The sequence below is a fragment of the Sharpea azabuensis DSM 18934 genome, from assembly GCF_000702165.1.
Taxonomy (GTDB): domain Bacteria; phylum Bacillota_I; class Bacilli_A; order Erysipelotrichales; family Coprobacillaceae; genus Sharpea; species Sharpea azabuensis.
Map to the genome: position 1 here is coordinate 17,642 of NZ_JNKU01000022.1, position 26,729 is coordinate 44,370.

The 26,729-nt window shown below is 38.7% G+C and carries 28 protein-coding genes; all 28 read left to right on the top strand.

Translation table 11 applies throughout. The annotated features are described in order from the left end of the window. The first annotated feature begins 3 nt into the window (after positions 1-3). Positions 4-456, top strand: coding sequence for a thioredoxin-dependent thiol peroxidase (bcp, locus tag T529_RS0105675; RefSeq protein WP_033162650.1), 453 nt, complete (start codon positions 4-6; stop codon positions 454-456). Further along, positions 453-1,205 carry a peroxide stress protein YaaA gene (gene yaaA, locus T529_RS0105680; protein WP_033162651.1) on the top strand — a complete coding sequence of 251 codons (753 nt, stop codon included), beginning with the start codon at positions 453-455 and terminating at the stop codon, positions 1,203-1,205. Before bcp ends, yaaA begins: the two co-directional genes overlap by 4 nt. A 4-nt stretch (positions 1,206-1,209) precedes the next feature. Beyond that, a complete protein-coding gene (locus T529_RS0105685) occupies positions 1,210-1,752 on the top strand; it encodes a histidine phosphatase family protein (protein WP_033162652.1) in 543 nt (180 codons plus the stop codon). A gap of 16 nt (positions 1,753-1,768) precedes the next feature. Then, entirely contained in the window at positions 1,769-2,719 is a 951-nt protein-coding gene (locus T529_RS0105690; protein ID WP_033162653.1) for a DHH family phosphoesterase, read from the top strand. After that, the gene (locus T529_RS0105695; protein ID WP_033162654.1) at positions 2,700-4,331 is read left to right on the top strand and encodes a hypothetical protein; all 1,632 of its coding nucleotides are present in this window, start codon (positions 2,700-2,702) and stop codon (positions 4,329-4,331) included. Before T529_RS0105690 ends, T529_RS0105695 begins: the two co-directional genes overlap by 20 nt. Before the next feature lie 77 nt (positions 4,332-4,408). Further along, positions 4,409-5,080, top strand: coding sequence for a response regulator transcription factor (locus T529_RS0105700; RefSeq protein ID WP_033162655.1), 672 nt, complete (start codon positions 4,409-4,411; stop codon positions 5,078-5,080). Further along, entirely contained in the window at positions 5,080-6,501 is a 1,422-nt protein-coding gene (locus T529_RS0105705) for a sensor histidine kinase (protein WP_033162656.1), read from the top strand. Before T529_RS0105700 ends, T529_RS0105705 begins: the two co-directional genes overlap by 1 nt. Continuing rightward, positions 6,476-7,054 (top strand): xanthine phosphoribosyltransferase, encoded by a 579-nt coding sequence (locus tag T529_RS0105710; protein WP_033162657.1) that lies wholly within the window; start codon positions 6,476-6,478, stop codon positions 7,052-7,054. Before T529_RS0105705 ends, T529_RS0105710 begins: the two co-directional genes overlap by 26 nt. A gap of 4 nt (positions 7,055-7,058) precedes the next feature. Next, positions 7,059-9,998, top strand: coding sequence for a chromosome segregation protein SMC (locus tag T529_RS0105715; protein ID WP_033162658.1), 2,940 nt, complete (start codon positions 7,059-7,061; stop codon positions 9,996-9,998). A 12-nt stretch (positions 9,999-10,010) separates the two neighbouring features. Further along, on the top strand, positions 10,011-10,991 hold the full coding sequence (ftsY, locus tag T529_RS0105720) for a signal recognition particle-docking protein FtsY (RefSeq protein WP_033162659.1): 981 nt from the start codon (positions 10,011-10,013) through the stop codon (positions 10,989-10,991). Positions 10,992-10,993: 2 nt separating this feature from the next. Continuing rightward, the gene (ylxM, locus tag T529_RS0105725; protein WP_033162660.1) at positions 10,994-11,323 is read left to right on the top strand and encodes a YlxM family DNA-binding protein; all 330 of its coding nucleotides are present in this window, start codon (positions 10,994-10,996) and stop codon (positions 11,321-11,323) included. Between the two features lie 9 nt (positions 11,324-11,332). Beyond that, positions 11,333-12,721, top strand: coding sequence for a signal recognition particle protein (gene ffh, locus T529_RS0105730; RefSeq protein ID WP_033162661.1), 1,389 nt, complete (start codon positions 11,333-11,335; stop codon positions 12,719-12,721). Between the two features lie 60 nt (positions 12,722-12,781). Then, entirely contained in the window at positions 12,782-14,068 is a 1,287-nt protein-coding gene (locus T529_RS0105735) for a dihydroorotase (protein ID WP_033162662.1), read from the top strand. An 81-nt stretch (positions 14,069-14,149) separates the two neighbouring features. Further along, the gene (gene lacZ / locus T529_RS0105740; protein WP_033162663.1) at positions 14,150-17,158 is read left to right on the top strand and encodes a beta-galactosidase, LacZ type; all 3,009 of its coding nucleotides are present in this window, start codon (positions 14,150-14,152) and stop codon (positions 17,156-17,158) included. 74 nt (positions 17,159-17,232) lie between these two features. After that, positions 17,233-17,502, top strand: coding sequence for a 30S ribosomal protein S16 (gene rpsP, locus T529_RS0105745; protein ID WP_033162664.1), 270 nt, complete (start codon positions 17,233-17,235; stop codon positions 17,500-17,502). Positions 17,503-17,505: 3 nt separating this feature from the next. Further along, positions 17,506-17,760 carry a KH domain-containing protein gene (locus T529_RS0105750; protein ID WP_033162665.1) on the top strand — a complete coding sequence of 85 codons (255 nt, stop codon included), beginning with the start codon at positions 17,506-17,508 and terminating at the stop codon, positions 17,758-17,760. A 37-nt stretch (positions 17,761-17,797) separates the two neighbouring features. Beyond that, the gene (rimM, locus tag T529_RS0105755) at positions 17,798-18,304 is read left to right on the top strand and encodes a ribosome maturation factor RimM (protein WP_033162666.1); all 507 of its coding nucleotides are present in this window, start codon (positions 17,798-17,800) and stop codon (positions 18,302-18,304) included. After that, positions 18,294-19,013 (top strand): tRNA (guanosine(37)-N1)-methyltransferase TrmD, encoded by a 720-nt coding sequence (trmD, locus tag T529_RS0105760; protein ID WP_033162667.1) that lies wholly within the window; start codon positions 18,294-18,296, stop codon positions 19,011-19,013. The genes rimM and trmD overlap by 11 nt, the downstream gene beginning before the upstream one ends. 110 nt (positions 19,014-19,123) lie before the next feature. Continuing rightward, positions 19,124-19,477 carry a 50S ribosomal protein L19 gene (gene rplS / locus T529_RS0105765; RefSeq protein WP_081823074.1) on the top strand — a complete coding sequence of 118 codons (354 nt, stop codon included), beginning with the start codon at positions 19,124-19,126 and terminating at the stop codon, positions 19,475-19,477. A 51-nt stretch (positions 19,478-19,528) separates the two neighbouring features. Beyond that, positions 19,529-20,017, top strand: a complete 489-nt coding sequence (gene lepB / locus T529_RS0105770) for a signal peptidase I (protein WP_051646872.1) — start codon at positions 19,529-19,531, stop codon at positions 20,015-20,017. Positions 20,018-20,026: 9 nt separating this feature from the next. Continuing rightward, positions 20,027-20,884 carry a ribosome biogenesis GTPase YlqF gene (gene ylqF / locus T529_RS0105775; RefSeq protein ID WP_238560787.1) on the top strand — a complete coding sequence of 286 codons (858 nt, stop codon included), beginning with the start codon at positions 20,027-20,029 and terminating at the stop codon, positions 20,882-20,884. After that, entirely contained in the window at positions 20,877-21,512 is a 636-nt protein-coding gene (locus T529_RS0105780; RefSeq protein ID WP_051646873.1) for a ribonuclease HII, read from the top strand. Before ylqF ends, T529_RS0105780 begins: the two co-directional genes overlap by 8 nt. A gap of 49 nt (positions 21,513-21,561) precedes the next feature. Next, on the top strand, positions 21,562-22,413 hold the full coding sequence (locus T529_RS0105785; protein WP_033162670.1) for an undecaprenyl-diphosphate phosphatase: 852 nt from the start codon (positions 21,562-21,564) through the stop codon (positions 22,411-22,413). A 94-nt stretch (positions 22,414-22,507) separates the two neighbouring features. Next, positions 22,508-22,987, top strand: a complete 480-nt coding sequence (locus tag T529_RS0105790) for a hypothetical protein (protein WP_033162671.1) — start codon at positions 22,508-22,510, stop codon at positions 22,985-22,987. Further along, entirely contained in the window at positions 22,984-23,436 is a 453-nt protein-coding gene (locus tag T529_RS0105795) for a hypothetical protein (protein ID WP_033162672.1), read from the top strand. The genes T529_RS0105790 and T529_RS0105795 overlap by 4 nt, the downstream gene beginning before the upstream one ends. Beyond that, positions 23,436-24,194 carry a DNA-processing protein DprA gene (gene dprA, locus T529_RS0105800; RefSeq protein ID WP_033162673.1) on the top strand — a complete coding sequence of 253 codons (759 nt, stop codon included), beginning with the start codon at positions 23,436-23,438 and terminating at the stop codon, positions 24,192-24,194. Before T529_RS0105795 ends, dprA begins: the two co-directional genes overlap by 1 nt. 57 nt (positions 24,195-24,251) lie before the next feature. Further along, positions 24,252-26,357 carry a type I DNA topoisomerase gene (gene topA / locus T529_RS0105805; RefSeq protein WP_033162674.1) on the top strand — a complete coding sequence of 702 codons (2,106 nt, stop codon included), beginning with the start codon at positions 24,252-24,254 and terminating at the stop codon, positions 26,355-26,357. 207 nt (positions 26,358-26,564) lie between these two features. Next, positions 26,565-26,729: transposase (locus T529_RS12770; RefSeq protein ID WP_202962271.1), on the top strand; the 165-nt coding region annotated here is incomplete at its 3' end.

The following is a 26,729-nucleotide window of genomic DNA, read 5'->3' on the forward strand; positions in this document are numbered from 1 at the left end:
AATATGCTTGAAGTAGGAAGTCTTGCACCAGATTTTTCATTACCGGATGAAAATGGTGAGATCCATAAGTTAAGTGACTATCGTGGTCAAAAAGTGATTTTATATTTCTATCCAAAAGACAATACCGCCGGATGCACAAGGCAGGCATGTGGCTTCAAAGACCGTTATCCGCTTATTCAAGAAAAGGGTGCTGTTGTTTTGGGTATTTCAAAAGATTCTGCCAGAGCACATAAGAATTTTAAGACCAAATATGATTTACCCTTTACTTTGTTGTCAGATCCTGAACACCAGGTGATTGAAATGTATGATGTCTGGAAGGAAAAGAAGAATTATGGCAGAGTCTATATGGGCATTGTCAGAAGTACTTATCTGATTGATGAGAAGGGCATTATTGTCAAAGCTTTAGAGAAAGTCAAACCTGATCAGAATCCTCAGGATATGGTGGATGTGCTATGAGAATCATCTTCTCACCGACAAAGAAAATGGTTCATGATGAATATGCCTCCTATCAACATCTGCCCGTCTTTCTTGATGAGACAAGCAAGATCTTAGCTTATCTTCAGTCATTAAGCTTCGAAGAACTCAAGAAACTATGGAAATGTAATGACAAGCTAGCGAAAGAGAATTATGAACGTATTCAGGATATGGATTTAAGGGGTCATTTGACACCAGCTCTTTTTGCCTATACAGGTTTGGCTTTTAGCCATCTTGCCCCCAATATTTTAAGTGAAGAGGCTTATCAATATCTTGAAGAACATTTGCGTATTCTTTCAGGCTTCTATGGTGTCCTCAAGCCCTTTGATGGCGTAACGCCTTATCGCTTAGAAATGCAAAGCAAGACAAAGATAGAGGGCTATAAAGATCTTTATATGTTCTGGGATTATAAGCTCTACGAAGAAGTTATTGATGAGAGTCATCTGATTATCAATCTTGCCAGCAAGGAATATGCCAAGTGTATTGAGAACTTTCTAAGTGATGAAGATCTGATGGTAACGATTGTATTTGGTGAATATAAAGATGGCAAGGTCATTTCCAAAGGTACAAAAGCGAAGATGGCAAGAGGTGAAATGGTACGCTATCTGGCAATGAATAGAATTGAAGATCTTGAGGGTATAAAAGGCTTTGATGCTATGAACTATCAGTACGATAAGACACTGAGTGATGAACGCACATATTATTTTATAGAAAATGATGTTGAGGAGTGATGTCATGAAGAAACTCTATTTCACAAGACATGGCCAGACATTCTGGAATGTTGAAAACAAAATATGTGGGGCAACGGATATCGGTTTAACAGAACTTGGTCATAGACAGGCTATTGCCTGCGGGCAAGCTATTCTTGATGCCCATTTGCCTATCGATCTCATTCTCTATTCGCCTTTAATAAGAGCTAAGGATACAGCTATGCATATAAGTGAAATCACCGGTATTAAGGCGATGGAAGAAAGAAGGCTTAAGGAACAGAATTTTGGTAAGTTTGAATCAACACCCCGTGATGGTCATGATTTCTATCTTGCGAAAAGGACATTCTGTTATGACTTTGATGGAGGCGAAAGCATGATGCAGATGGCTCATCGTATCTATGGGCTGCTTGATGAATTAAAAGAAAGTGACAAGACGTATTTACTAGTGGCACATAATGGTATTGCACGCATTGTTGCGTCTTATTTTCACAATATGACCAATGATGAATTTGCGAGTGCGGGCATTAAAAACTGTGAAGTTGTGACTTATACATTCAAGGATGTTTAAGATAAAGGAGTAAATGATGTTAAAAATAATTGAAAAGATCAATGCATATGAAGAGATTCTTATCTATCGCCATGTCAATCCAGATCTGGATGCCTATGGCTCACAGCTAGGCATGTATGCCTTCTTAAAAGCAAATTATCCTTTTAAGAATATTGTGCTTATGGGACAAGAGGATGAAGGCCTCAATAAAATCTTCTTACCTGAAGGCATGCCAATTACAAAGCCAACAGGCAAGAAAGCATTAGCCATCGTACTCGATACTGCCAACAGAGAACGAATTGATGGTGATTTATCATTAGCACAGGAAGTGATTAAGATTGATCACCATTTAGTTGTTGATCAATATGGTGATTTAAATTATGAACGCGTGGATGCTTCTAGCTGTGCTGAGATTGTGACATTGTTGATTGGGGAAGTACTCGGCAGTTACAATCTAAGTGTGCAGGGAGCACGGGCACTTTATATTGGGATTGTGGGGGATTCTAATCGCTTCCTCTACCGTAATACTTCAAGACATACTTTTGAAGCAGCTTCAATCTTGATTGATCAAGGTATTGATATTGAAGAAATCTATGCTTCAATGTATGTGCGTAAAGAGAAGGATTTGCAGGTTACAAAATATATTCTGAATCATTATAAGAATGCAGGTGGCTTTGCCTATTATTATCTTAGTGATGAGACCCTAAAAACACTTGGCATTAGCCGTAATGAAGGTTCAAATTATGTCAATGTTTTAAGCAATGTTGAAGAATTCAAAATATGGGGTGCAATTACTGAAAATAAGGAAGCAGGCAATATTCGTGTTTCCTTGCGTTCAAGACATTATCCGGTCAATGAAGTCGCTTCACGTTATCATGGTGGGGGGCATATGCTTGCAGCAGGCGCCACACTAGAAACAATTGATCAACTGCCTGATCTTATTAACGATGTGCAGGAGGTGATTGCACATGGACGAGAAGAAGAGTGAGGAGAAGAAAAGAGAGAAAAATCCTTTTAAAGAGACATTACTCGCCCTGCTTATTACATGCATTATGTTTGTGGCGAGCGAGTATTTTACTTTAACACCGATTAACTTTCATAGTCGAACATTTCTTGTCACATTGGCTATTACGATTGGCGTCTTCGTCTTTCTGCGTTTGATTTTTTTGCATCGTTTTGATAAGTTGCAGTGGCTTTTATGCCTATTGATCGTTGTAGCTCTTGGCGTGAATGCAATTGGTCCTTATTTATCGACAGAAATGTTGAATGCGAAAAAGTATGCGCGTCAAATACAGCTGACAAAAAGCAATGATTTCTATAAAGATAATGAGAAAGTGACAGAGAATGCCATCCCTGTTGTTGACAAGCAATCGGCAATTAAGCTTGGTGACAAGAAGATGGGCTCAATGAGTGAATATGTCAGCCAGTTTGTGGTTGATAATACGTATAACCAGATCAATTACAATGGTAAAGCTGTTCGTGTGACGACACTTAACTATGGTAGCAATCTTAAATGGCTGACGAATCACTGGTCCGGGCTTCCCGCCTATATCATGGTTGATATGGTCACTCAGGATACAAAGATTGTGAAACTTGAAAACAAGATGAAGTTTACCATTCATGATCATTTCTTTCGTAATATTAATCGCTATATTCGTTTCCGTTATCCAACTTTGATGTATGCGAAACCAGCGTTTGAAATTGATGAAAAGGGTAACCCGTTTTATGTTGCGCCAGTCTACACTTATGAGATTGGATTATTTGGCGGCAGGGATATTAAGGGAGCGATTGTCGTTGATGCATCAAGTGGGCATGTGCGCTACTACCGCAGGGAAAAAGTGCCTAAATGGGTGGACCGTGTCTATCCTGCTGAGCTCATCTACAAGCAACTTGAAAATTCAGGCAAGTATTCAGGGGGCTTTTTCAATAACTACTTATCACAAAAAGGTGTCCTCAAGCCGACAAAGGGTTATTCCTATCTAGCTATTGATGATGATATTTATATGTATACAGGCTTTACATCAGTCTCGGGAGATAGCAGTAATGTTGGTTTTGCCCTTGTCAATATGCGCACAAAGAAAGCCAAATTCTATCCTATTGCAGGAGCAACAGAAGCGAGTGCGATGAAATCCGCAAAAGGCAAGGTGGAAAACTATGGCTATGATGCGACATTCCCTATCTTGTTGAATGTTGATAATGTCCCTAGTTACTTCCTTTCTTTAAAGGATGAAGAAGGCCTGGTTAAGAAATATGCCTTTGTCTCAGTCGAGAATTATGAGATTGTCGGCATTGGTGATAGTGTAAAAGAGGCCCGGGAAAATTATATGAAGCTGATTAATGATTCAGGGCATGCGAAAATCAAGACCTTGACAAATAAAACTGAAGGCAAGATTGCTTCCATCAAGGAAGTCGTTGTTGATGGCAATACAACCTACTATTTCACTTTAGAAAATGATACGAAGACATATATTGCTTCCATCAAGGTAAACCCACAGCTGCCTTTAAGCAAAGCAGGGGATGAAGTCAAACTGACTTATCTTGATGATAGTAATGAAGCAAAAACTGTCACAAAACTTATATTTATCACAACCAAAAGCTAATCATCATGGTTAGCTTTTTTGGTCTATAATTATAAGGGCTTCTATGTTATAATGTATGGTATTGTGGGGTGATTATCATGAAATCTAAGATTATGATTGTCGATGATGAAGAACATATTAGAGAATTGGTAAGATTCTATTTAGATAAAGAAGGTTTTGAATGCATTCAGGCGGCAAATGGTGAGCAGGCGATAGAAATCGTTGAAAACCAGTACATTGATTTGGCCATTGTGGACATAATGATGCCTGGTATGGATGGCTTCACGCTTGTTGAAGAGATGCGTCAGTATCGTGCATTTCCTGTTATTATGCTGACGGCAAAGTCACAGTCAAAAGATAAGCTCAAAGGCTTTTCTCTTGGTGTTGATGACTATGTCACAAAGCCATTTGATCCAGAAGAGCTATTAGCCCGTGTTAAGGCAATCTTAAAACGTTATTCCATTAATTCTTCGAATATTGTTGAGATTGGTGATGTTGTCTTTGATGGTGATAAATATGAAGTACGCTATCTTGATGAAACGATTCATCTGCCATTGAAGCAATTTGAATTAGCCTTTGAGCTCGCTAAACATCCTAATCAGATCTTTACACGTGAACAGCTTATTGAGAAGATCTGGGGCATGGACTATGACGGCTTTGATCGTACTGTAGATGTACATGTTAAGCGTATACGTGAAAATCTCAAAGGTTTACCAGGCTTTAAGTTTGTAACAGTTCGTGGTGTTGGCTATAAGCTTGAGGTGGAATAATGAATCTCAAATCTGTTTATTCGAAATTGTTTATGGGATTTCTTATTACCCTCATCCTTTCTTTTAGCGCAACGGGCTATTATATTGTTAAACGCTCTTCAAGCAATACACAAAGTGTTGCTTTGGAAGAATTGAAGGGTAGAAATGAACATATCGCGGATCTAGTAGAAGCTGTTGATGAACAGGATATTAGACGCATCCTTGATGATTATGCCAAGACAAGCAAGAGTGCCTTTCATATTGAAGGGGGTACGCTTCATGATAGTTTTGGCAAAGTTCAGATTGGCTTAGTGCTTGATGATGCCTCAATGAAGTCAATGAAAGACAAGGAAGGCGTTGTCAAGATGAGAAATCATGATAATTTCTATCAGTACTCCAAAAGCTATAAAATTCATAATCAAATCTATATTATTACTGTCCAGAAAGATGTCAGCAAATCCGCATCAGCCTTTTTAGATTCTTTTATCTTGTCAGGTGTGATCATGTTTCTTGTTGGGACAGTGGTATTTTTGGTTGTGAGTGATATTATTGTTAGACCTATTAGTAAATTAACGGCTGCCACAAAGGAACTATCAAAAGGGAATTACAAGGTTCGTGTTGGCTATGCGGGAGACGATGAGATTGGCAAGCTCTATGTTGCCTTCAATAAAATGGCTGTTGAGCTCAATAAGCAAGAAGCAAGAAGACAACAGTTTATCTCCGATGTTTCCCATGAGTTCCAGACGCCATTAACAGCCATCAGTGGTTTTGCGGGTATCTTGAAAATGGAAGATTTGCCCGCTGAGCAGCGTATGAAATATGCGGATATTATTGCCTTTAATGCTAAAAGACTCTCAACACTCTCAAAGAATATGTTGCAGTTGACTTTGCTGGAAGGTGAAGATGTCCAGCTAGAAAAAAGCAAATATTCCCTTATTGATCAGCTCAACCGTGTCATTGAGACGGAAGACAATAATGCTTTATCAAAAGATATCGAAATTGAATTCAAACATCCTCGTGGTGATATTGAAATCGTTGGTGATGAAGCAAGAATGGAACAGGTCTGGATTAATCTTATTGGCAATGCCATCAAATATACTAATGAACATGGTGTCGTGACGGTAGATGTGCGTAAGACGACAAAGGATATTGAAGTACGTGTAGAGGATACGGGGGTAGGCATGAGTGAAGAAGCCATCAGTCATATCTTTGAACGTTTCTATCGTGAAGATAAATCTCGCAGCGTAGAAGGCAATGGGCTTGGTCTATCAATTGTTAAGAGAATCATAGATTTACATGAATTCTCTCTTGATGTGACAAGTCAGGAAGATGTTGGCAGTGTTTTCACTGTCAAGATTCCCTATGCACCATTTAGTGATTTTGCGAAAAGATTAAATATAAAAAGAGATAAAGAACATGAAAATACTGGAAAAGAAGATTAAAGAAGAAGGATATGTAATTGAACCGGATATTCTCAAGGTGGATAGTTTCCTCAATCATCAGATTGATGTGAGTTTGTTTCAGGAAATGGGACAGGCCTTTCAAAAACATTTTGGGGATAAAAAGATTAATAAGATTCTTACGATTGAAGCAAGTGGGATTGGTTTAGCTGTGATTTGTGCACAGTATTTTAATAATTGTAAAGTTGTTTTTGTGAAAAAGGCAGCTTCAAAGATTACGGATGATCATGCCTATACAACAACTATTCATTCCTTCACCAAAAATACAGATTACACTGCCCGTGTTTCTGCTGATTATTTAAATGAAGATGATCATGTGCTTATTCTCGATGATTTTCTTGCCAATGGTGAAGCCATATTAGGGATGTATGATTTATGCCAGCAAGCACATGCGACTGTTGAAGGGATTGGAGTTGTTATTGCGAAAGGATTCCAGTCTGGCATGAGAAGAATTCAGCAAGAAACTGGATTGGATGTTTATGCCCTAGAAGTCATTGAAGGCTTTGAAAAGGGAAAAGTTATATTAAGGAAGTAGATATATGTATCTAAAAAGAGTAGAACTGCAGGGGTTCAAGTCTTTTGCGGATAAGAGTGTAATAGAATTTGAACCTGGTGTAACAGGCATTGTTGGGCCTAATGGCTGTGGAAAATCGAATATTACCGATGCGATACGCTGGGTGCTTGGTGAAAAGAGTGCAAAGGCCATGCGTGGGGATACGATGACGGATGTTATTTTCTCCGGCTCAGAAGATCGTAAGCCACTCAATATGGCAGAAGTGACTTTGGTTTTTGATAATGAAGATCATTACCTTGATAATGACAGCAATGAAGTCGAAATCACAAGACGTATTTATCGTGATGGTGGCGATGCAGAATATTATATTAATCGCCAGCAATGTCGTTTAAAGGATATTACGGATCTTGTGATGGATACGGGACTAGGTCGTGATTCTTTATCAATTATCTCCCAGAATTCCATCAATGCCTTTGTTCAAAGCAAGCCAGAAGAGCGCCGTGGGATGTTTGAAGAAGCTGCTGGGGTTGCACGCTATAAGCAGCGTAAGAAGGAATCTGTCGCAAAACTAGAGCGGACAACGACAAATCTTGAACGTGTTGAAGATATTGTCAATGAGCTTGAACGCCAGCTCAATCCCTTGAAACGACAAAAAGAAAAAGCAGAAACCTATCTGTCATTAAAAGATCAGCTTCAGGAAATTGAAGTCAGTGTTCTTGTCAAAGAAATCCAGAAATTTACAGAAGAACTCAAAACTGTTGATCAGGAATTAAAGAAGCTTGATAGTGATAAAGTGCAGAATGAAGCCCAAATGACACTTAATGAAGGCAAGAAAGAAGAACTTGAAGCGAAAATGTATCAGCTTGATCAGGAAGTCAATGACTTGCAAGGGAAACTTTTAGCAGCAATGAATAGAGTCAATGACTTAGAAATGCAGAAAGTTGAGATTGACGCTAATCGTAAACATATTCTTGAATCGACAAATAAAGAAGACCTTGAAGCAAAAATTGCCAATATGAAAGCGATGCTTCAGGATGCATTAAGTGAATATAATGATCGTGTTGAACGTTATAATGAAACAAAGAAAGAAAAAGAAGAACTGGATGAAAGAACACGTCAGTGTGATATTGCATCAAACAATCAACGCAACAAGATTGAAAATATCAATATCTCTTTGCATCAGCTCCGGGCAACAAGAGCCCAGATCAAGGATCAGCTTGAAAACAAATCAGGCTTGTCTTATGGGGTACGGACCATCTTAAAAGCTGCCGATACACTAGCTGGTATAAGAGGTGTTGTCAGTGATTTGATTGTCCCAAATGAAGGCTATGAAAAGGCCGTTGGGGTATCGCTTGGGGGCAGTGCCCAGTTTATTATCACAGTGAGTGAACGTGATGCCAAAAATGGTATCAATTATTTAAAGCGCAATAAGGCTGGACGTGCAACATTCTTGCCTTTGGATGTCATCAAGGGGCGAACAATACGCAGTGATCTTGCCATGATTGCGACAAGTAGTGAAGGCTATTTGGGCGTTATGAGTGATTTTGTCACATATGACAAGGATATTGAACAAATTGTCCTGAACTTGCTTGGACAGATTGTTGTCACTGATACACTGGATCATGCGACAAGACTCTCAAAGAATATTCATCATCGTCTCAAGGTTGTTACCTTGGAAGGTGACGTGGTCAATGTAGGTGGTTCATTAACAGGTGGTAGTTTAAAGAATACCAACAACACTTTCACCCATAAAGGTGAGCTAGAACGCATTGAAAAGCGCATTGGTGAAGAGGAAAACAACCTGCGTAATGCAAGAATGGAATTAGCGCGTTTGGAAAATGAGGGGCGTGAAATTCATCAGATGTTCTTGCAAAAACAGGTCTCATTTGCGAAACTTGAGGTTGTGGTTACCAATAAGATGAACGACTTGCAGGTTGCGAAAAGCGAATATGAAGCCCTCACCCATCAGTCAGCCAACTTAGAAGAACTTGAAGCAGATCCTTCTGATAACAAGCTTCTCGATGAACTCAATGAAGCAAAGCGTGAACGTGATGCATTGAAAGAAGAAATTCAATACAAGCGTGACATGCGCATGCGTTATGTCAATGAAAATGATATGCTTTCAAGTGAACTACGTGAATTGAGGGCAACACAGAGGGTGATTGAAAAGGGCATTACAGATCATCGTATTGCGAAAACAAAATATGAAACAGATATTCAGAATGCTCTCAACCGCCTTAATGAATCCTACCAGATGACTTATGATCATGCCTTGGAGTTCTTAAATGAGGACGTTGATCTTGATCAGGCTAAAGAAACGGTTCGTTCACTCAGAATGCGAATTGCCTCTCTAGGCAATGTCAATCTTGATGCCATTCAAGAATATGAAGATGTTTCATCGCGTTATGAGACACTCAATAAAAACCGTATCGAATTACGTGAAGCACAGGATGCATTGATGAAAGCCATCAGTGATATGGATCAGATTATGGTTGAACGTTTCTCGGATACATTTGAAAAGATCAATACGGAATTTAACCGTGTCTTTAGATATCTTTTTGGCGGTGGCTATGCCCAGCTCAAATATACGGATCCGGATAATATCTTAGAGACGGGTATTGATATCGAAGCCCAGCCACCAGGAAAAGCGGCTAAGCTTCATTCCTTCTCGGGGGGCGAAAATGCCTTAATTGCCTTGAGCTGTCTTTTTGCGATGATGTCCGTAAGAACCGTGCCTCTTTCTATTCTTGATGAAGTAGAGGCAGCCTTGGATCCTGCCAATGTTGAAAGATTTGCGAAGTACTTACAGGAATATTCTGACAAGACACAGTTTATCGTTGTTACCCATCGTGAAGGTACGATGGCCCAATGTGATTTATTATATGGGGCAACGATGCAACAAAAAGGTGTAACGAAACTTGTCAGTGTAAAGTTTGAAGATGCCACACAGATGGCGAGTGCTTAATGGAGGAGAAATATGGGATTTTTTAAGAGTATTAAAGAAGCCATTGTCGGTAAGTCGGCAAAGACAAATGAAAAATATGTAGCGGGTCTAGATAAGTCATCAGAAACCTTTTCTTCACGAATGAATGCTCTAGCAGCTCGCTATCGTGAAATTGATGATAATTATTTTGAAGAACTTGAAAACATCCTGATCATGAGTGATGTGGGTGTGAATATGGTGATGACGATTGTTGATGAAATTAAGAAGGAAGTGCGTCTTAATAATATCAAGGATCCCCGTGAGATTAATGAGATTATTGCGGATAAGATGTTTGTCATTTATGCCAATGATTCCATTATGACAACTAAGCTCAACTATGCCAAAGAAGGCTTAACGGTCATCTTGATGGTTGGTGTCAATGGGGCTGGCAAGACAACAACCATTGGCAAGCTTGCCCATAAGATCATGGAAGAAGATCATAAGAAGGTCATGGTGGCTGCTGGTGATACATTTAGAGCTGGGGCAATTGATCAGCTGGCTGTCTGGGCAGAACGCTTAGGAATTGAATGTGTTACAGGCAAAGAGGGTGGCGATCCTTCATCAGTTATTTTTGATGGCTTAAAAAGAGCGAAAGAAGCTCATGCTGATGTCTTAATCTGTGATACAGCTGGCCGCTTACAAAACAAAGTTGGCTTGATGAAAGAGCTTGAGAAAATGAATCGCATTATTAAGCGTGAAGTGCCTGATGGACCTCAAGAAACCCTTCTTGTCATTGATGCAACAACAGGTCAGAATGGTGTCAATCAGGCTGTTGAATTCAGCAAGATTACCGATATTACAGGTATTGTCTTAACGAAGATGGATGGCACAGCTAAGGGTGGTATTGTGCTTTCTATTAAGGATATGTTGAATATTCCGGTGAAGTTTATTGGTCTGGGTGAAAAGATTGATGACTTACAGGAATTTGATCTTGAACAATATATTTATGGCTTATGTCATGACTTGATGGGGTAGGCATGGAAGATTTATTAGAGAAGAAAGAACATATTATTTTACTTCATGATATGTATGGAGATTTATTGACAGATAAACAGAATCAGTATATATCTTTATATTATGAAGAAGACTTGTCTTTAAGTGAAATTGCAGATGATTTACATGTCAGTAGAAATGCCGTCTATGATAATCTCAAAAGAGCAATTAAGCTAATGGAGAAGTATGAAGAAAAACTTCATCTTTTAGAGCGTCATCAAAAGCGTATGGCTTTGATTGATGAAATAGAAGAAGAAAATAAGAAGAAACATGAAGATATTGATGAATATCTTGAGATGTTGAGAAGATTATAGGAGGACATTATGGCTTTTGAATCATTATCAGATCGACTTCAAGAGTCTCTTAAGAAAATTAGAGGACAATCCGTATTAACTGATGAAAATATGGAGGATATGCTAAGGGAGATTCGTTTAGCATTACTTGAAGCAGACGTAAACTTTAATGTAGTAAAAGAATTCATTGATCATACACGTGAAAAGGCTAAAGGACAGAATGTTGTTGGTTCATTAAAACCAGGACAGCTTGTTGTTAAGATTGTGCATGATGAATTGGTGGAATTGCTTGGGACAGAGGTCTCTGAAATCAATGTTGATAAGAATCCAACAATCATTATGATGGTTGGTCTACAAGGTTCAGGTAAAACAACTTCAGCAGGTAAGATTGCGAAATATTTACGTGATAAAAAAGGCAAGAAGCCATTAATGGTTGCAGCCGATATTTATCGTCCAGCTGCCATTGAACAGTTAAAGACTTTAGGTGAGACACTTGATGTTCCAGTGTTTGCGAAGGGTACCGAGTTCTCAGCTGAAGAGATTGTCACAGAAGCTTTGGAATATGGCCGCACCAACAATAATGATGTGATCTTGATTGATACCGCTGGACGTTTACAAATTGATGAACGCTTGATGAAGGAGCTTGAAAACCTTAAAGCTATTGCCAATCCGGATGAAATTCTTTTAGTTGTGGATGCTTTAGCCGGTCAGGAAATTGCGAATGTAGCACAGAGTTTTAATGATCAGCTTGGTGTAACTGGGGCTGTTTTGACAAAACTTGATGGTGATTCTAGAGGTGGTGGAGCTATCTCTATTCGCTATATGACAGGTGTGCCTATTAAATTTATTGGTACAGGTGAAAAGCTAGAGAATATTGATTTGTTCTATCCTGATCGTATGGCTGATCGTATCCTGGGCATGGGGGATGTTGTTTCCTTGGTTGAAAAGGCTCAGGAAGTCTATGATGAAAAAGAAAGCATGAAGGCCATCACAAAGATGCAGAATGGTACTTTTGGCCTGGATGATATGCTTGTCCAGATGCACCAACTGCAGAAAATGGGACCTTTATCAGGCATTCTCAAGATGATTCCAGGTATGCCTAAATTACCTAATTTCAGCGATGAAGATTCAGCGGCTAAACTTAAGATTACTGAATCCATCATCTATTCCATGACGAAAGAAGAACGTCGTCATCCAGACATTATTACCTTGAAACGCAAAGAGAGAATTGCGAAGGGCTGCGGTATGGATGTGGCTGCTGTTAATCGTCTTTTAAAGCAGTTTGAAGAAAGCAAGAAGGTTATGAAGATGATGGGCAATATTGATCCTCGTACAGGAATGCCTGGTCGTCCAAAGCAGAATCCTTATATTGGCAATCAGAATCGTAAGAAGGTTCGTAAAAAGAAAAAGAAGAAATAATGTATTGGACGTGTTGTTACACGTCCTTTTTTGGTATGATAGCTTAGAGGTGATAAGAAAATGCTTTTAATCAAGAATGGTCGGGTTATTGATCCAAAAACAAAAACAAATGCCATATTAGATATATTGATTGATGAAGATAAAATCATCAAGATTGATGAACATATTGAAGAAGAAAATGCGGATGTTCTTGATGCTACAAATCTCATCGTTGCACCAGGGCTTATCGACAATCATGTGCATTTTAGAGATCCTGGCTTTACCCATAAGGAAACCCTTGAAACAGGGGCCAATGCGGCCAAGGCAGGCGGTTTTACAACAGTTGTCTGCATGGGCAATACAAAGCCATGTGTGGACAATGTCGAAGTGCTTCAAGATATTCAAAAACGGGCAGAAAGCTTGCCGATTCATGTCTTACAAACTGCCAATGTAACCTTGGGGATGAAGGGCAAAGAGCTTACGAACATGGTTTCCTTAAAAGAGGCGGGAACGATTGGTTTTACTGATGATGGTGTTCCAATCAGTGATCCTAAGGTGATGCTTGAAGCAATGCGTGTTGCGAAATCGCTCAATATGCCTATTTCCCTTCATGAGGAAGATCCAGCTCTTGTTGGCAGTGCAGGTGTTAATGCAGGACCGATAGCAGATAGTCTTGGAATTGCTGGAGCGAGCCATTTAGCCGAAGAAACGATTACGGCAAGAGATTGTCTCCTGGCAAAAGAAACCGGCTGTCGTATTGATATTCAGCATCTTTCCTCAGGAACGAGTGTTGATATCATTCGCTTTATGAAAAATCTGGGCGTTGATGTCTGGACTGAAGTTACCCCTCAGCATCTCACCCTAACTGAGGAAGATGTTCTTACCCAGGGGGCTAATGCAAAAGTCAATCCACCACTAAGAAGCGAAACAGATCGCATGAAATTGATTGAAGGCTTAGTCGATGGAACAATTGATATGATTGTTACTGATCATGCTCCCCATGCCAAAGAAGAAAAGGATAAGGGCATTGTTCATGGTGCACCTTCAGGAATGATTGGCCTAGAAACATCATTAGCTCTTTCATTAACAGCTTTGGTTGAACCTGGCTTTATGAAGGTGGAAGATGTGATTGAAAAGATGACCCTTAAGCCAGCTGAGTTCTACCGTATGGATAAGGGAACGATTACAGTTGGTAAGGATGCAGATTTATGTATCTTTGATGAAAATGAACAATGGGTAATCAGTGAAGCTGATTTTCATTCCAAGAGTCACAATTCACCATTTATTGGCCGTCGCGTCAAAGGTCGTGTGCGTTATACAATTTGTGGTGGCAAGATTGTCTATAGCCACAATCAGGAAGTCGCTTAAGCGGCTTTTTTGTCTCTCAAGAAACCGTTTACAATATTTTAGTTTCCATCTATAATGATATTGTCAAATGGGAGGAAGAATATGTCTGAAGTAGATTTAAGCTATCTAGAGAATCCTGAGGTCTTTGCCATCAATGTTCTCAAACCAACAAGTAGTCATAAGCACTATCGTCATTATGAAGACTTAAAAAATCATCAAGAGAGTTTTAAGCAATCGCTGAACGGCGAATGGCTTTTTAGCTATGCACCAAATCCAGATATGCGAAATAAAACTTTCTATAAAGCAGAAAATGTCGATTATCATGATTTTAAGACAATTAAGGTCCCTGGTCATATTGAAATGCAGGGCTATGGACAAATGCAGTATATTAATACGCTCTATCCATGGGATGGCCATGAATATTTAAGACCTCCCTATGTCAGCAAGACGGATAATCCAGTTGGAAGCTATATTTGTAATTTTTCTATTAAGCCTAGTTTAGCTAATAAACATATCATTCTGCGCTTTGAAGGTGTTGAGAGTGCTATGAATGTCTATTTAAATGGACATTTTGTAGGCTATAGTGAAGACTCTTTTACACCTAGTTCGTTCGATATAACACCCTATATCCTTTCTGGCACTAATAAACTTGCCGTGGAAGTCTTTAAGCATTGTTCGGGAAGCTGGCTAGAAGATCAGGATATGTGGCGGTTCTTTGGCATTTTTAGAGAAGTTGCTTTATATGGCCTACCTGATTGTTATATTGAAGATGTCCATGTGACAACACCCTTAAGTGACATGTATCAAAAGGCTAAGGTCAATGTTGCATTAAGGATGGTTGGTAAAGACTTTCATTTTAAGGCAAAATTGATGGAGGATGAAGATGTGGTTGCATCTTATGAAGGATGTGATACAACTTTCTCTTTTGATTTAGATAATCCACACTTATGGAGCAGTGAAGACCCTTATCTCTATCAGCTGGTTATTGAAGTTTATAATCAAAACGAATGCTTAGAAATTGTACCAGTCAATGTTGGTATCAGGGAGTTTGTGATGCGTGATGGCATCATGCAGCTCAATGGAAAGCGAATTGTATTTAGAGGTGTTAACCGTCATGAATTTAGCTGTGATAATGGGCGTGTTATTTCCCATGAGGAAATGCTTTATGATATTCGTTTCATGAAACAACATAATATTAATGCTGTACGTACGTCTCATTATCCTAATGTCAATGAATGGTATGACTTATGTGATCAGTATGGTATTTACTTAATTGACGAAACAAATATGGAATCCCATGGATCATGGCAGAAACTTGGTCAGTTAGAACCAAGCTGGAATATACCTGGCAATCTTAAAGAATGGCAGGAATGTGTCCTTGCTCGTGCTAAAAGTATGTTGGAGCGTGATAAGAATCATCCAAGTGTTCTTATTTATAGTTGTGGCAATGAAAGCTATGCGGGCGAGGATATTGTCAATATGGCCAACTATTTTAGAGCGACGGATCCTACACGCCTTGTTCACTATGAAGGCTGCACTTGGAATAGAGACTATAGTGAGGCAACGGATATGGAAAGCAGGATGTATGCCAAAGCCAAAGACATAGCAGACTATCTTCAAAATGCGCCAAAGAAGCCTTATATCAGCTGTGAATATATGCATGCCATGGGCAATAGCTTAGGAGGCATGGAGAAATATATCGAACTAGAAGATCAATATGAGAAATATCAAGGTGGATTTATCTGGGATTATATTGATCAGGCAATTAGCCATACGAATGATTTTGGTGAAAAGGTTTTAGGATATGGGGGAGACTTTGATGACCGCAATACGGATTATAACTTCTGTGGCGATGGGATTGTCTTTGCGAATCGCATGCCATCTCCTAAAGCAGATGAAGTCAAATACCAATATCAGGATATCATCTTGAAGGTTGATGAATCAGGGGTATCTATTCGTTCCAAACGTCTTTTCAAAGACACATCTGATCTCATTTTCAAATACCAGGCAACACAGGGAAAAGAAGTCATCAGGGAAGGAGCATTTGAAGCCATCGTCAAGCCGCAAGAAGAAATCCATGTCCCAATTGATTTTGGAACATTCCATCCTGGTGAAGTCATTCTCACGGTTAGTGCGCATCTAAAAGAACAATGCTTATGGGCAGATCAGGGATTTGAAGTCGCATTTGGACAGTGTGTCTTAGGCCGTTATAATGATATGCCTTATGTTGAAGAACCACTTGTGGTGATACCTGGAGATGGTGATTTAGGCGTTAAATGTCAAGACTTTGAAGTTCTCTTCTCACAAGAAGGCTTATCTTCACTTAAATATCGCAATAAGGAATATATGATCCGTGGACCACGTCCTGTCTTTATGCGTGCTACAACGGATAATGAAAGAGGATATGCCCATCATTTTACAAGTAATGTCTGGAATGGAGCTTCTAATGCGCAGGCGCTAACGAATATGAACTATCATATTGCAGAAGACTTGCATGAAGTAAGCATTACATATGAATATACTGTTTTATTACAGCCAAGAGTTCGTGTTGAACTGACTTATTATGTACGCTCACCTGGTATTGTTAGAGTGAAATATCATTACTATGGACAGCCTCATTTACCTGAAGTTCCACTTTTTGGCACACTCTTTACTTTAAGCCACAAGCTCGATCATTTCAGCTATCTAGGGCGAGGACCACATGAAAACTATGTTGATCGTAAGAAGGGCAGCCGTATCGGTTTCTTTGAATCAACAGTTAAAGACAATCTTACGCCATATCTCAAGCCACAAGCTTGTGGGAACCGTACGGATGTGCGGGAAGTCACATTGCTCGATCATGATGAGGAAGGCTTGCGTTTTACGATGGTTGATGCACCTTTCGAATTCACAGCTCTGCCATTTAGCTGGCAGATGATTGATGCCACCTTGCATCAATATGAATTGCCAGAAAGAAGCTACTATACCTACCTGACAATCATGAATAAACAGATGGGTGTTGGTGGTGATGATAGCTGGGGTGCCCCAGTGCTTGATGAATATTGTCTAAAAGCTGAAGATGATCAGGAATATATATTTGATATCATGCCGATTCATCAAGAAAAAGATTAAGTGTTAAGTAAAAATACTTGACACTTGTCTTTCTTATGTTATACTTGGAATGCAACTTAAAGGAGGATATACACATGGCTGTTAAAATTAGATTAAAAAGAATGGGCGCTAAGAAGGCTCCTTTCTATAGAATTGTAGCTGCTGATTCAAGAGCACCAAGAGATGGTCGTTTCATTGCTCAGTTAGGTACATATGATCCAAGACAGAATCCAGCAAAAGTGACATTAAATAAGGAAGAAGTTTTAAACTGGTTATCAAAAGGTGCTCAGCCTTCAGATACAGTAAAGAACATCCTTTCTAAAGAAGGCGTCATGAAGGCATTCGCAGATTCAAAGAAGGCTTAGCCTATGGATTACGTTAAGACATTACATGATATCGCTGTAGAATTAGTTCACAATAAGGATCGTTTAGAGGTAAGAGAAATGCCTTCACTTGATGAAGATACATTAACTCTTGTTGTCTATGCTGATCATGAAGATATTGCGAGACTCATTGGCAGACACGGTATTATGGCGAATTCCATTAGAAGATTAATGAGTGTGCCAAGCCGTATGAACAATAAGCGTTTAGATATCAAGTTTGAATCTTATGGTGAAGAATAAGGGATGTCGCTGACATCTCTTTTTTATTGAGGTGGATATGGAAAAGGTTAGAGTAGGTAAGATTGTGAATACATTTGGCATCCGTGGTGAATTGAAAGTGGATGCTTATACAGATTTTCCTGATGAAAGATTTCAGGTTGGAAATAGTCTCTTTGTACGTTTTCATAATGAAGATGTTGAATTGGAAATTAGCCGTCATCGTGTTCATAAGGGCTATGATTTGATTACTTTTAAGGATTTGGAAAATATTAATTTTGTGGAACAGTATAAGGGCTGTTTTCTCTATGCCTATCGTGATGAAAGCTTATTGGATGAAGATGAACATTATGTTTCTGATTATATTGGCTGTATGGTTTATAACTATGGCAAGGAAATTGGTAAGGTTGTAGATCTAAAGGATAATACATATCAGGATATCTTTGTTGTTGATTACAATGGCAAACAGGTTCTTATTCCTAAGGTGGATGCGTTTGTCAAGAATGTTGATATTGATCAGAAACGTATTGATGTGGAATTGATTGCGGGGTTTATTGATGAAGATTGATATTCTGTCACTCTTTCCTGAAATGTTTGAAGGCTTCTTACATACTTCAATCATTAAGCGTGCCATCGATAAGGGTGTTGTTGAAATTGAAATCCATAACTTTCGAGATTTTGCCTTGGATAAGCATAAAAGTGTGGATGATACACCTTATGGAGGGGGAGCCGGCATGGTCCTTAAATGTCAGCCACTATTGGATTGCTTAAAAACTGTTGTGACAAAGGACTCATTAGTCATTCTTATGTCACCTCAGGGAATGCGACATACACAGCACTATGCAGAAAAGCTTTCATTAGAAAAGCATCTGGTGATTATTTGCGGTCATTATGAAGGTTTTGATGAACGTATTAGAGATTATGTTGATGTTGAGTTATCGATTGGTGATTATGTGCTAACGGGTGGTGAGCTTGGCAGTATGGTTGTGGCTGATAGCGTGGTGCGTTTACTCGAAGGGGCAATAAGAGAAAGCAGTCATGAAGACGATTCTTTTACCAACGACTTATTAGAATATCCACAATATACAAAGCCTGCTGAATATGAAGGCAGTCGTGTTCCTGATGTCTTATTAAGTGGTCATCATGAAAATATCCGTAAATGGCGCCTTTATCAGTCGCTATTAAAAACAAAACGTAAACGCCCGGATTTATTAGAAAAACACCAGTTTACAAAAGAAGAAGCAGAAATGATGCGTGAAATCAATAAAAATGATTGATTAAAGTATCAAATAGTGCTATTATATCACAGTCGTAAAGACGCAGGAGCTCCGCTGGTTATATACGAATGAGCTTTGAAGACATTATATCTATAGGAGGAAGCATAATTATGAATATGCAGTTAGTTGACGAAATTACAAAGAGTCAGTTAAGAAATGACGTTCCTACTTTTAAGCCAGGTGATACTTTAAAAGTATACGTTAAGATTCAGGAAGGTAATAAGACACGTTTACAGTTATTTGAAGGTGTCTGCATTGCTAGAAAAGGTAAAGGCATTGGTGAAACTTTCACAGTTAGAAAGATTTCTTACCAGGTAGGTGTTGAAAGAGTATTCCCTATTCATTCACCAATTATCGATCATATCGAAGTAGCTAAAATCGGTAAAGTACGTCGTGCTAAATTACACTACTTACGTGGTTTATCTGGTAAAGCTGCTAGAATTAAAGAAATTCGTCAGGACTAAAAAGAGTGAATGGAGCTTGCCTCCATTCCTTTTTTTCTAGGGGGAATGTATATGAAAAAATATAAGAATGTTGTATTGTTTTTATTGATTGTCCTAGTATTCTCTCTAACGATTAGAATCAATACCTTACCCGTATTGGTCGATGGACGTTCGATGGAACCAACACTTTATGATCATGACTTCTTTTTAAGCAATAGAAACTCCATCAAGTCTTTGAAGCGATTTGATATCGTTGTTGCCTATAGTCACCAGCTTAATGAAAATATTGTCAAGCGCGTTATTGGCATGCCCTTTGACAAGATGGAATATCGAGATAATAAGCTTTATATTAATGGACAATATATCAAGGAACCCTTTTTACAAGATAGTATGACAAATGATTTCACAATCACTTTAAAAAAGAATCAGTATTTCTTGATGGGAGATAATCGACTCCATTCCACCGACTCGCGTGAACTTGGTCCTTTTTCACTGCAGGATATTAGTAGCCGGGATGGTGTAGTTGTCTTTCCATTGAGTCATTTTAAGAAAATACAATAGGAGGATATGATGGCACAATTACAATGGTATCCTGGGCATATGGCAAAAGCTCAGCGGGAAATTGAAGGGCGTATAAAGCTTGTTGATATGGTTATTGAACTTGTTGATGCAAGAGCACCTTTCTCTTCACGTAATCATACATTTGATCGACTCTTAAAGAATAAACCCCGTCTTGTTATAATGACCAAGAAGGATTTAGCTGATCAGGCGTGTACGAATGCCTGGATAAAAAAATTTGAAGAACGTGGCTATAAGGCGATGGCCATTGATTTAAAGCACTTTAAAGATACAAATAAAATCATTAATTATTGTCTTGAAATCTTAAAAGAACAACGCGAAAAAGAAGCACGCAAAGGACTCAAGCCAAGAGCCATCAGAGCGATGATTGTGGGGGTGCCTAATGTTGGCAAATCAACTTTGATCAATGCCCTGGCAAAGCGCAAGGCAACAGTTACTGGCAATAAGCCTGGGGTTACGAAAGCCCAACAGATTATTCGTGTAAATAAGGATTTTGAGCTCTTTGATACTCCGGGTGTTCTTCCACCAAAGTATGATGATCTTGAAATAGCGCGAAATGTTGCCCTGATTGGCTCAATCAAGCGTGATATCCTGCCTCTTGATGAGCTCTTTATTTATGCTTTAGGCTATCTCAATAAGAATTATCCTGATGCCTTAAAAGGGCGCTATGATCTTGTTTTCAATGAGGATGAAGATTGGGTTCTTGATGCCTATGCACAAATCGCAAAGATTCGCCATTTACCCTTATTGAAGGGGGAAATTGACTATGAACGAGTTCAGGATGTCTTTTTCAAGGATTTAAGTGATGGCGTGTTTGGTGGCATTACATGGGAGAAAGCCGATGTGTGAGAGATTACAATTTGAAAATGAAGCTTACATGAAAGGCTATCATACCATTATCGGTTTAGATGAAGCTGGGCGCGGACCAATGGCAGGTCCATTAGTTGTTGGTGGTGTGATCTTTCCAAAAGATTTCTATGATGAACGGATTAATGACAGTAAGAAATTGTCTGAAAAGAAACGTGAATTGCTTTATGATTTTATTGTTGAAAATGCTTTGGCGTTTGACATTGAAATTATCTCGGTTGAAGAGGTTGATGAACTGAATGTCTATGAAGCAAGCCGGACGGGAATGCGTCGTATTATTGACCGCATTAGCGTCAAGCCTGATTTCGCCTTGACTGATGCCATGCCTCTAGGTGAGGGGGCTATTGATCATCTATCCATAATCAAAGGTGATGCAAAAAGTATGTCGATTGGTGGCGCAAGCATTCTGGCTAAAGTCACAAGAGACAGGATCATGAAAGAATATGGCAAGCTCTATCCTGGATATGGCTTTGAAAAAAATAAGGGCTATGTCACAAAAGCACATAAAGAAGCATTGGAAAAATATGGTGTTTGTCCTATTCATCGTCGTTCTTTTAAACCTGTTAGGGATGTGCTAAATAAACAATTATCAATCTTTGATGATGAATGATATTGAAAAAGTTATCAATTATGTTAAGGTAATATTGTTTTAAGGGAGAATGGGTATGCTTAAATATTTAATAAGTATTTTATTTGGTATTGTTGAAGGGATTACGGAATGGCTTCCAATCAGTTCAACCGGCCACATGATTCTATTGAATCAGTTTATTTCACTTGAAAAATTGACTTCACCTCAATTCTACAGCATGTATGAAGTCGTCATTCAGCTTGGGGCAATCTTAGCTGTTGTTGTCATTTTCTGGAAGCAGATTTGGCCTTTTAGAAATGATTCAAAAGAAACAGGCTATAAGCGTTATGTCAATATGGACATTATTGATCTTTGGTTAAAGATTCTTCTAGCTTGTGTTCCTGCTGCTATTATTGGTATTTTATTTGATGACTGGATTGATGCTCATCTCTATAATTATTGGGTTGTAGCCATTGCTTTAATTGTCTTTGGTGTTGGCTTCATCATTATTGAAAATAAAAATAAAGATTTAAGTCCAAAAATTCATTCATTAAAGACATTAAATGGCAAGACAGCCTTACTTATTGGTGTTTTCCAGGTTATTGCAGCAGTATTCCCAGGAACTTCACGTTCTGGTGCAACAATCCTAGGTGGATTAATGCTTGGCGTTAGCCGTACGGTAGCTGCAGAATTCACATTCTTTTTAGCAATTCCTGTCATGTTTGGGGCAAGCTTGCTGAAGATTGCAAAATTTGGCTTAGCCTTTACATCTACAGAAATTATGGTCTTGCTTGTTGGCTGTATTGTTGCATTTGTGACAAGCATGATCGTTATTAAGTTCTTAATGGGATACATCAAGAAGCATGATTTCAAGGTTTTTGGCTGGTATCGTATTGTTTTAGGACTGATTGTTCTAATTTATGGTATTGTCACAACACTTTAAACATCTCTAATTGAGATGTTTTTTTATTTTTTTCTTTTTTAGGTGAGAAAAATGCCTTTTATTTACGAATAAATAAATAGGAGGTGTTTTTTAAATGGAAAATGAAATATGTCATATTCATCTATGTCATGAAGGCACAATTGTAATCAACCAGAAGCAATCGATCTTTTTAAGTGGAGGTCATCTTTTTCTTGCCAATGCATTGTTAGAAATTATCATGCATAATGGTCGTTTCAACATGAACGAGAGTGCTCCCTTTATCAAGCGTTTTGCCGTTTTTTACGATATAAGCACGAATGCCAATTACTTACGAGCTACAAATAAGCTTTCTCCTAATATGCTTAACATATTAAATTTTAAGGATATAGGTGTTTTTAAGGAAGAACATTCCTTTCACTTTTCTTCTTTCTATGACAATTTGAATTACCGGCAGAAAGCTCTTGTATTAAGTATTATTCTAGGCAATAGTCTTTGTGAAAGTGAAGCAAGATGTGTTGAGCTCATTGCGGATGAATTATATTTTGATGTCGAGAGAAGGGCGAATATCCTCATTCGAAAGGGGATGAAATTATGAGGGTGGTGACAAGTATTGAAGTAATTCAAAATAGGTTATGTGTTAAAATGGATGATGTGAATAAGAAGAGGCTCTTTGATGATCTTTATCATGAAGTGTTCTTGTTGTTTGGCTATGATGAAGATTTTAATGTCGATATTTTTCTTAAAGGCTTTGAAGACGTCATGGCTGTCATGAAAGTGACGGGTATGCTTGAGGACTTTTGTCAGCTTAAGAATGTCCAGGTGATGTATTTGAAAGCTGAACTTGTTGAGGACAATGTTAGAACTTATAGCCTGAAGTATGATCAAAAGCCACGACTGACTGAACATATTGTTGTTCTTGGGACGCTTCTTTATAGTTATTTTCATCATGATGAGATTGCTGAATTCTTTGGCTTGCTGTTCCATGATATTATTGAAATCATTGACCAGATGGATCAGGATGCCTTTTTGAAGGGGAATATGTGATGGAGGAAGTATTATTATATTTTGCATTGAAGTATCGGGGAGATTTTCATGCCATCATGCAAGCCGTACAAAATAAAGAAGAAGTCAATCAAGATGAAGCAATGGCACTTAAGGCCAAGCTTCATTCAAACTATGTGACAATTTTATCGCCGCATTATCCTTCTGCCCTCAAGAATATACAATGCCCACCTTTTGTACTCTTTTATTATGGCCATATCGAATTATTGAATGAGCCATCAATTGGTGTTATTGGCATGCGTCATCCATCGGATTATGGCCTTTATGCAACTAATCATCTTGTCAAAGGACTTGTAGAGCACCATCTGACCATTGTATCGGGGATGGCTATTGGCATTGATGGCGCAAGTCATCGGGCTGCTATGCGCTATCATGGTCATACTGTGGCTGTATTAGGTGGGGGGATTGATTATATCTATCCTAAAAGCAATACGGATATCTATGATGTCATGAAACATGAGCATCTCATTATATCTGAAATCCCCTTTGATCAAATGCCTCGGCGTATTGATTTTCCCAAACGCAATAGAATTATCGCTGGATTATCAAGTAGCCTTCTTGTTGTTGAGGCACAAGAAAAAAGTGGGACAATGATAACTGTCGGATGTGCTCTAGAACAAGGGAAAGATGTCTTTGCGATTCCCGGCCGGATCTATGATCATGGTGGTTGTAATAAGTTGATTGACCAAGGGGCAAAGCTTGTTATGAAGGTGGAAGATATTATTGAGGAATTATATTAATGTTGACAATTTCAAGAAATATGATTAATAATAGAAAAACGTAAGGAGGTTTGGTGTATGAGCTCTCTAGTAATTGTCGAATCACCATCTAAATCTAAAACCATCGGTAAATATCTTGGTAAGGATTATGTGGTTACATCATCAAAGGGACATATTCGTGATCTTGCAACATCGGGCAAAGGTGGATTAGGTGTTGATGTTGAGAATGGGTATGAACCAAGCTATACTATCAATAAAGATAAGAAGAATGTTGTAAAAGAACTAAAACAATATGTAAAAGATGCAGATAAAGTCTATCTTGCAACCGACCCTGACCGTGAGGGAGAGGCGATTAGCTGGCATTTAGCACAGGTACTTGGTATTCCAATGGATGAGGATAACCGTGTTGTTTTCCACGAGGTGACAAAGCGTGCCGTCACTGAAGCCCTGCAGCATCCTCGTCAGATCGATCAGGATCTTGTAAAGTCCCAGGAAACAAGACGTGTACTTGATCGTATTATCGGTTTTAAGCTTTCTAAGCTTTTACAACGTAAGATTAAAAGTAAATCTGCTGGCCGTGTGCAGTCAGTAGCTTTAAGACTTATTTGTGAACGTGAAGCAGAAATTAATAAGTTTGTACCTGAAGAATACTGGAGCGTACAAGCACATTTTGTCAAAGATGGCATGGAATTTACAGCTGATCTTTCAAAATACAAGAATAAGAAAATCAAGCTTTCTTCACAAGAAGAAACAGATGCTGTCTATAATGCTTTAAATAAGGAATTTGTCATTGAGACGCTCAAGAAAACTGTTAAGCGCAGAAATTCTAAAGCACCTTTCATCACTTCTACATTACAGCAAGAAGCAAGCACAAAACTAGGCTTTAAGGCAAAGCGTACAATGCAAGTTGCCCAGTCGTTATATGAAGGTGTGGATATTGGCAGTGAGACAGTTGGTCTTATCACTTACATGCGTACTGACTCAATCCGTTTAGCACCAGAATTTATTAGTGCTGCTCATGATTATATTGAAGAAAATTATGGGAAGCAGTATGTAGGGCGTGTGAAGGTTTCAAATAAGACAGAAAATGTACAGGATGCTCATGAAGCCATTCGACCAACAGATATTACACGCACGCCTGAATCAATTAAGAGTCATTTGAATACGGATCAATACAAATTGTATTCACTTATCTATGCCCGTGCTCTTGCATCATTGATGTGTGCGGCTAAGGTGGATGCGACAAGTGTTATATTAGACAATAATGATTATAAATTCAATGCATCAGGTTCACGCATTCAGTTTGATGGCTACTTAAAGGTTTATAGTCAGTATGAGAAAAACAAGGACACATTCTTACCAGAACTTGTTGAAGGTGAACACCTTGAAAGCCAGAAGGTTGATAAAGAACAGCACTTTACCAATCCTCCAGCTCGTTATTCCGAAGCTAAGCTAATTAAGGAACTTGAAGAACTTGGCATTGGTCGACCATCTACTTATGCGACAATTATTGATACGATTGTGGCAAGAGAATATGTCGAAATGGTGGATAAGACGTTTAAGCCAACAGAAAGTGGCATGCTGACGAATGAAAAGCTTGTTGAATACTTTGATCCAATCATTAATGTTGAATATACGGCCCAGATGGAAAATGAATTAGATGAGATTGCGAATGGGGAAGATACTTATCTCAATGCCATCACAACCTTTGAAAACAAGTTTGAACCATTGCTTGATAAGGCAAACAAGGAAATGGAAAAAATTGAACCAAAGAAGACAGGTGAAAAATGTCCTGAATGTGGTGGTGACTTGGTCATCCGTAAAGGACGCTATGGAGAGTTTGTTGCTTGTTCAAATTATCCTGAATGTAAATATATCAAAAAAGATCCTAATGACAGAACTGGTCAGCCAACTGGTGAGACTTGTCCAAAGTGTGGTTCACCAATGGTTTATAAACGTGGACGTTATGGTGAATTTGAAGCTTGTTCGAACTATCCAACCTGCAAATATATCAAGAAGAAGCCACGTGAAGGTGATGAACTGATTGGAAAGCCAACTGGTGATAAATGTCCAAATTGTGGTGCTGATGTTGTCTGGAAACGAGGACGTTTTGGCTTGTTTAAGGCTTGTTCAAACTATCCTGAATGTAAAACCATTATTAAAACACCAAAAGAGAAGAAATAGGAGGTATGAAATCATACCTCTTTTGTATTGTAGTACAAGCGAAGCTTGTATCTAGTCTTTAGACAGTTGAGCGTACGTAGGACGTGAAACAATAAACCACCTGCTATGCAGGTGGATGGCAAGACAGTTATACAAAAACATCACCGTTCCTTCTATAATGGTAAGTGTTCAAGTTACCGCTAAAAAAGAAAGGAACGGTGATGTCTCATGGCTCATAAAGCCAATTCGCTATCGCATACAAAATGGTATTGCACATACCATATCGTATTCACACCAAAGTATAGACGAAAAGAAATATATGGTCAATATCGAAAAGACCTTAAGGAAATCATAAAGGAACTCTGCAGGTACAAAGGGGTGGAAATCGTAGAA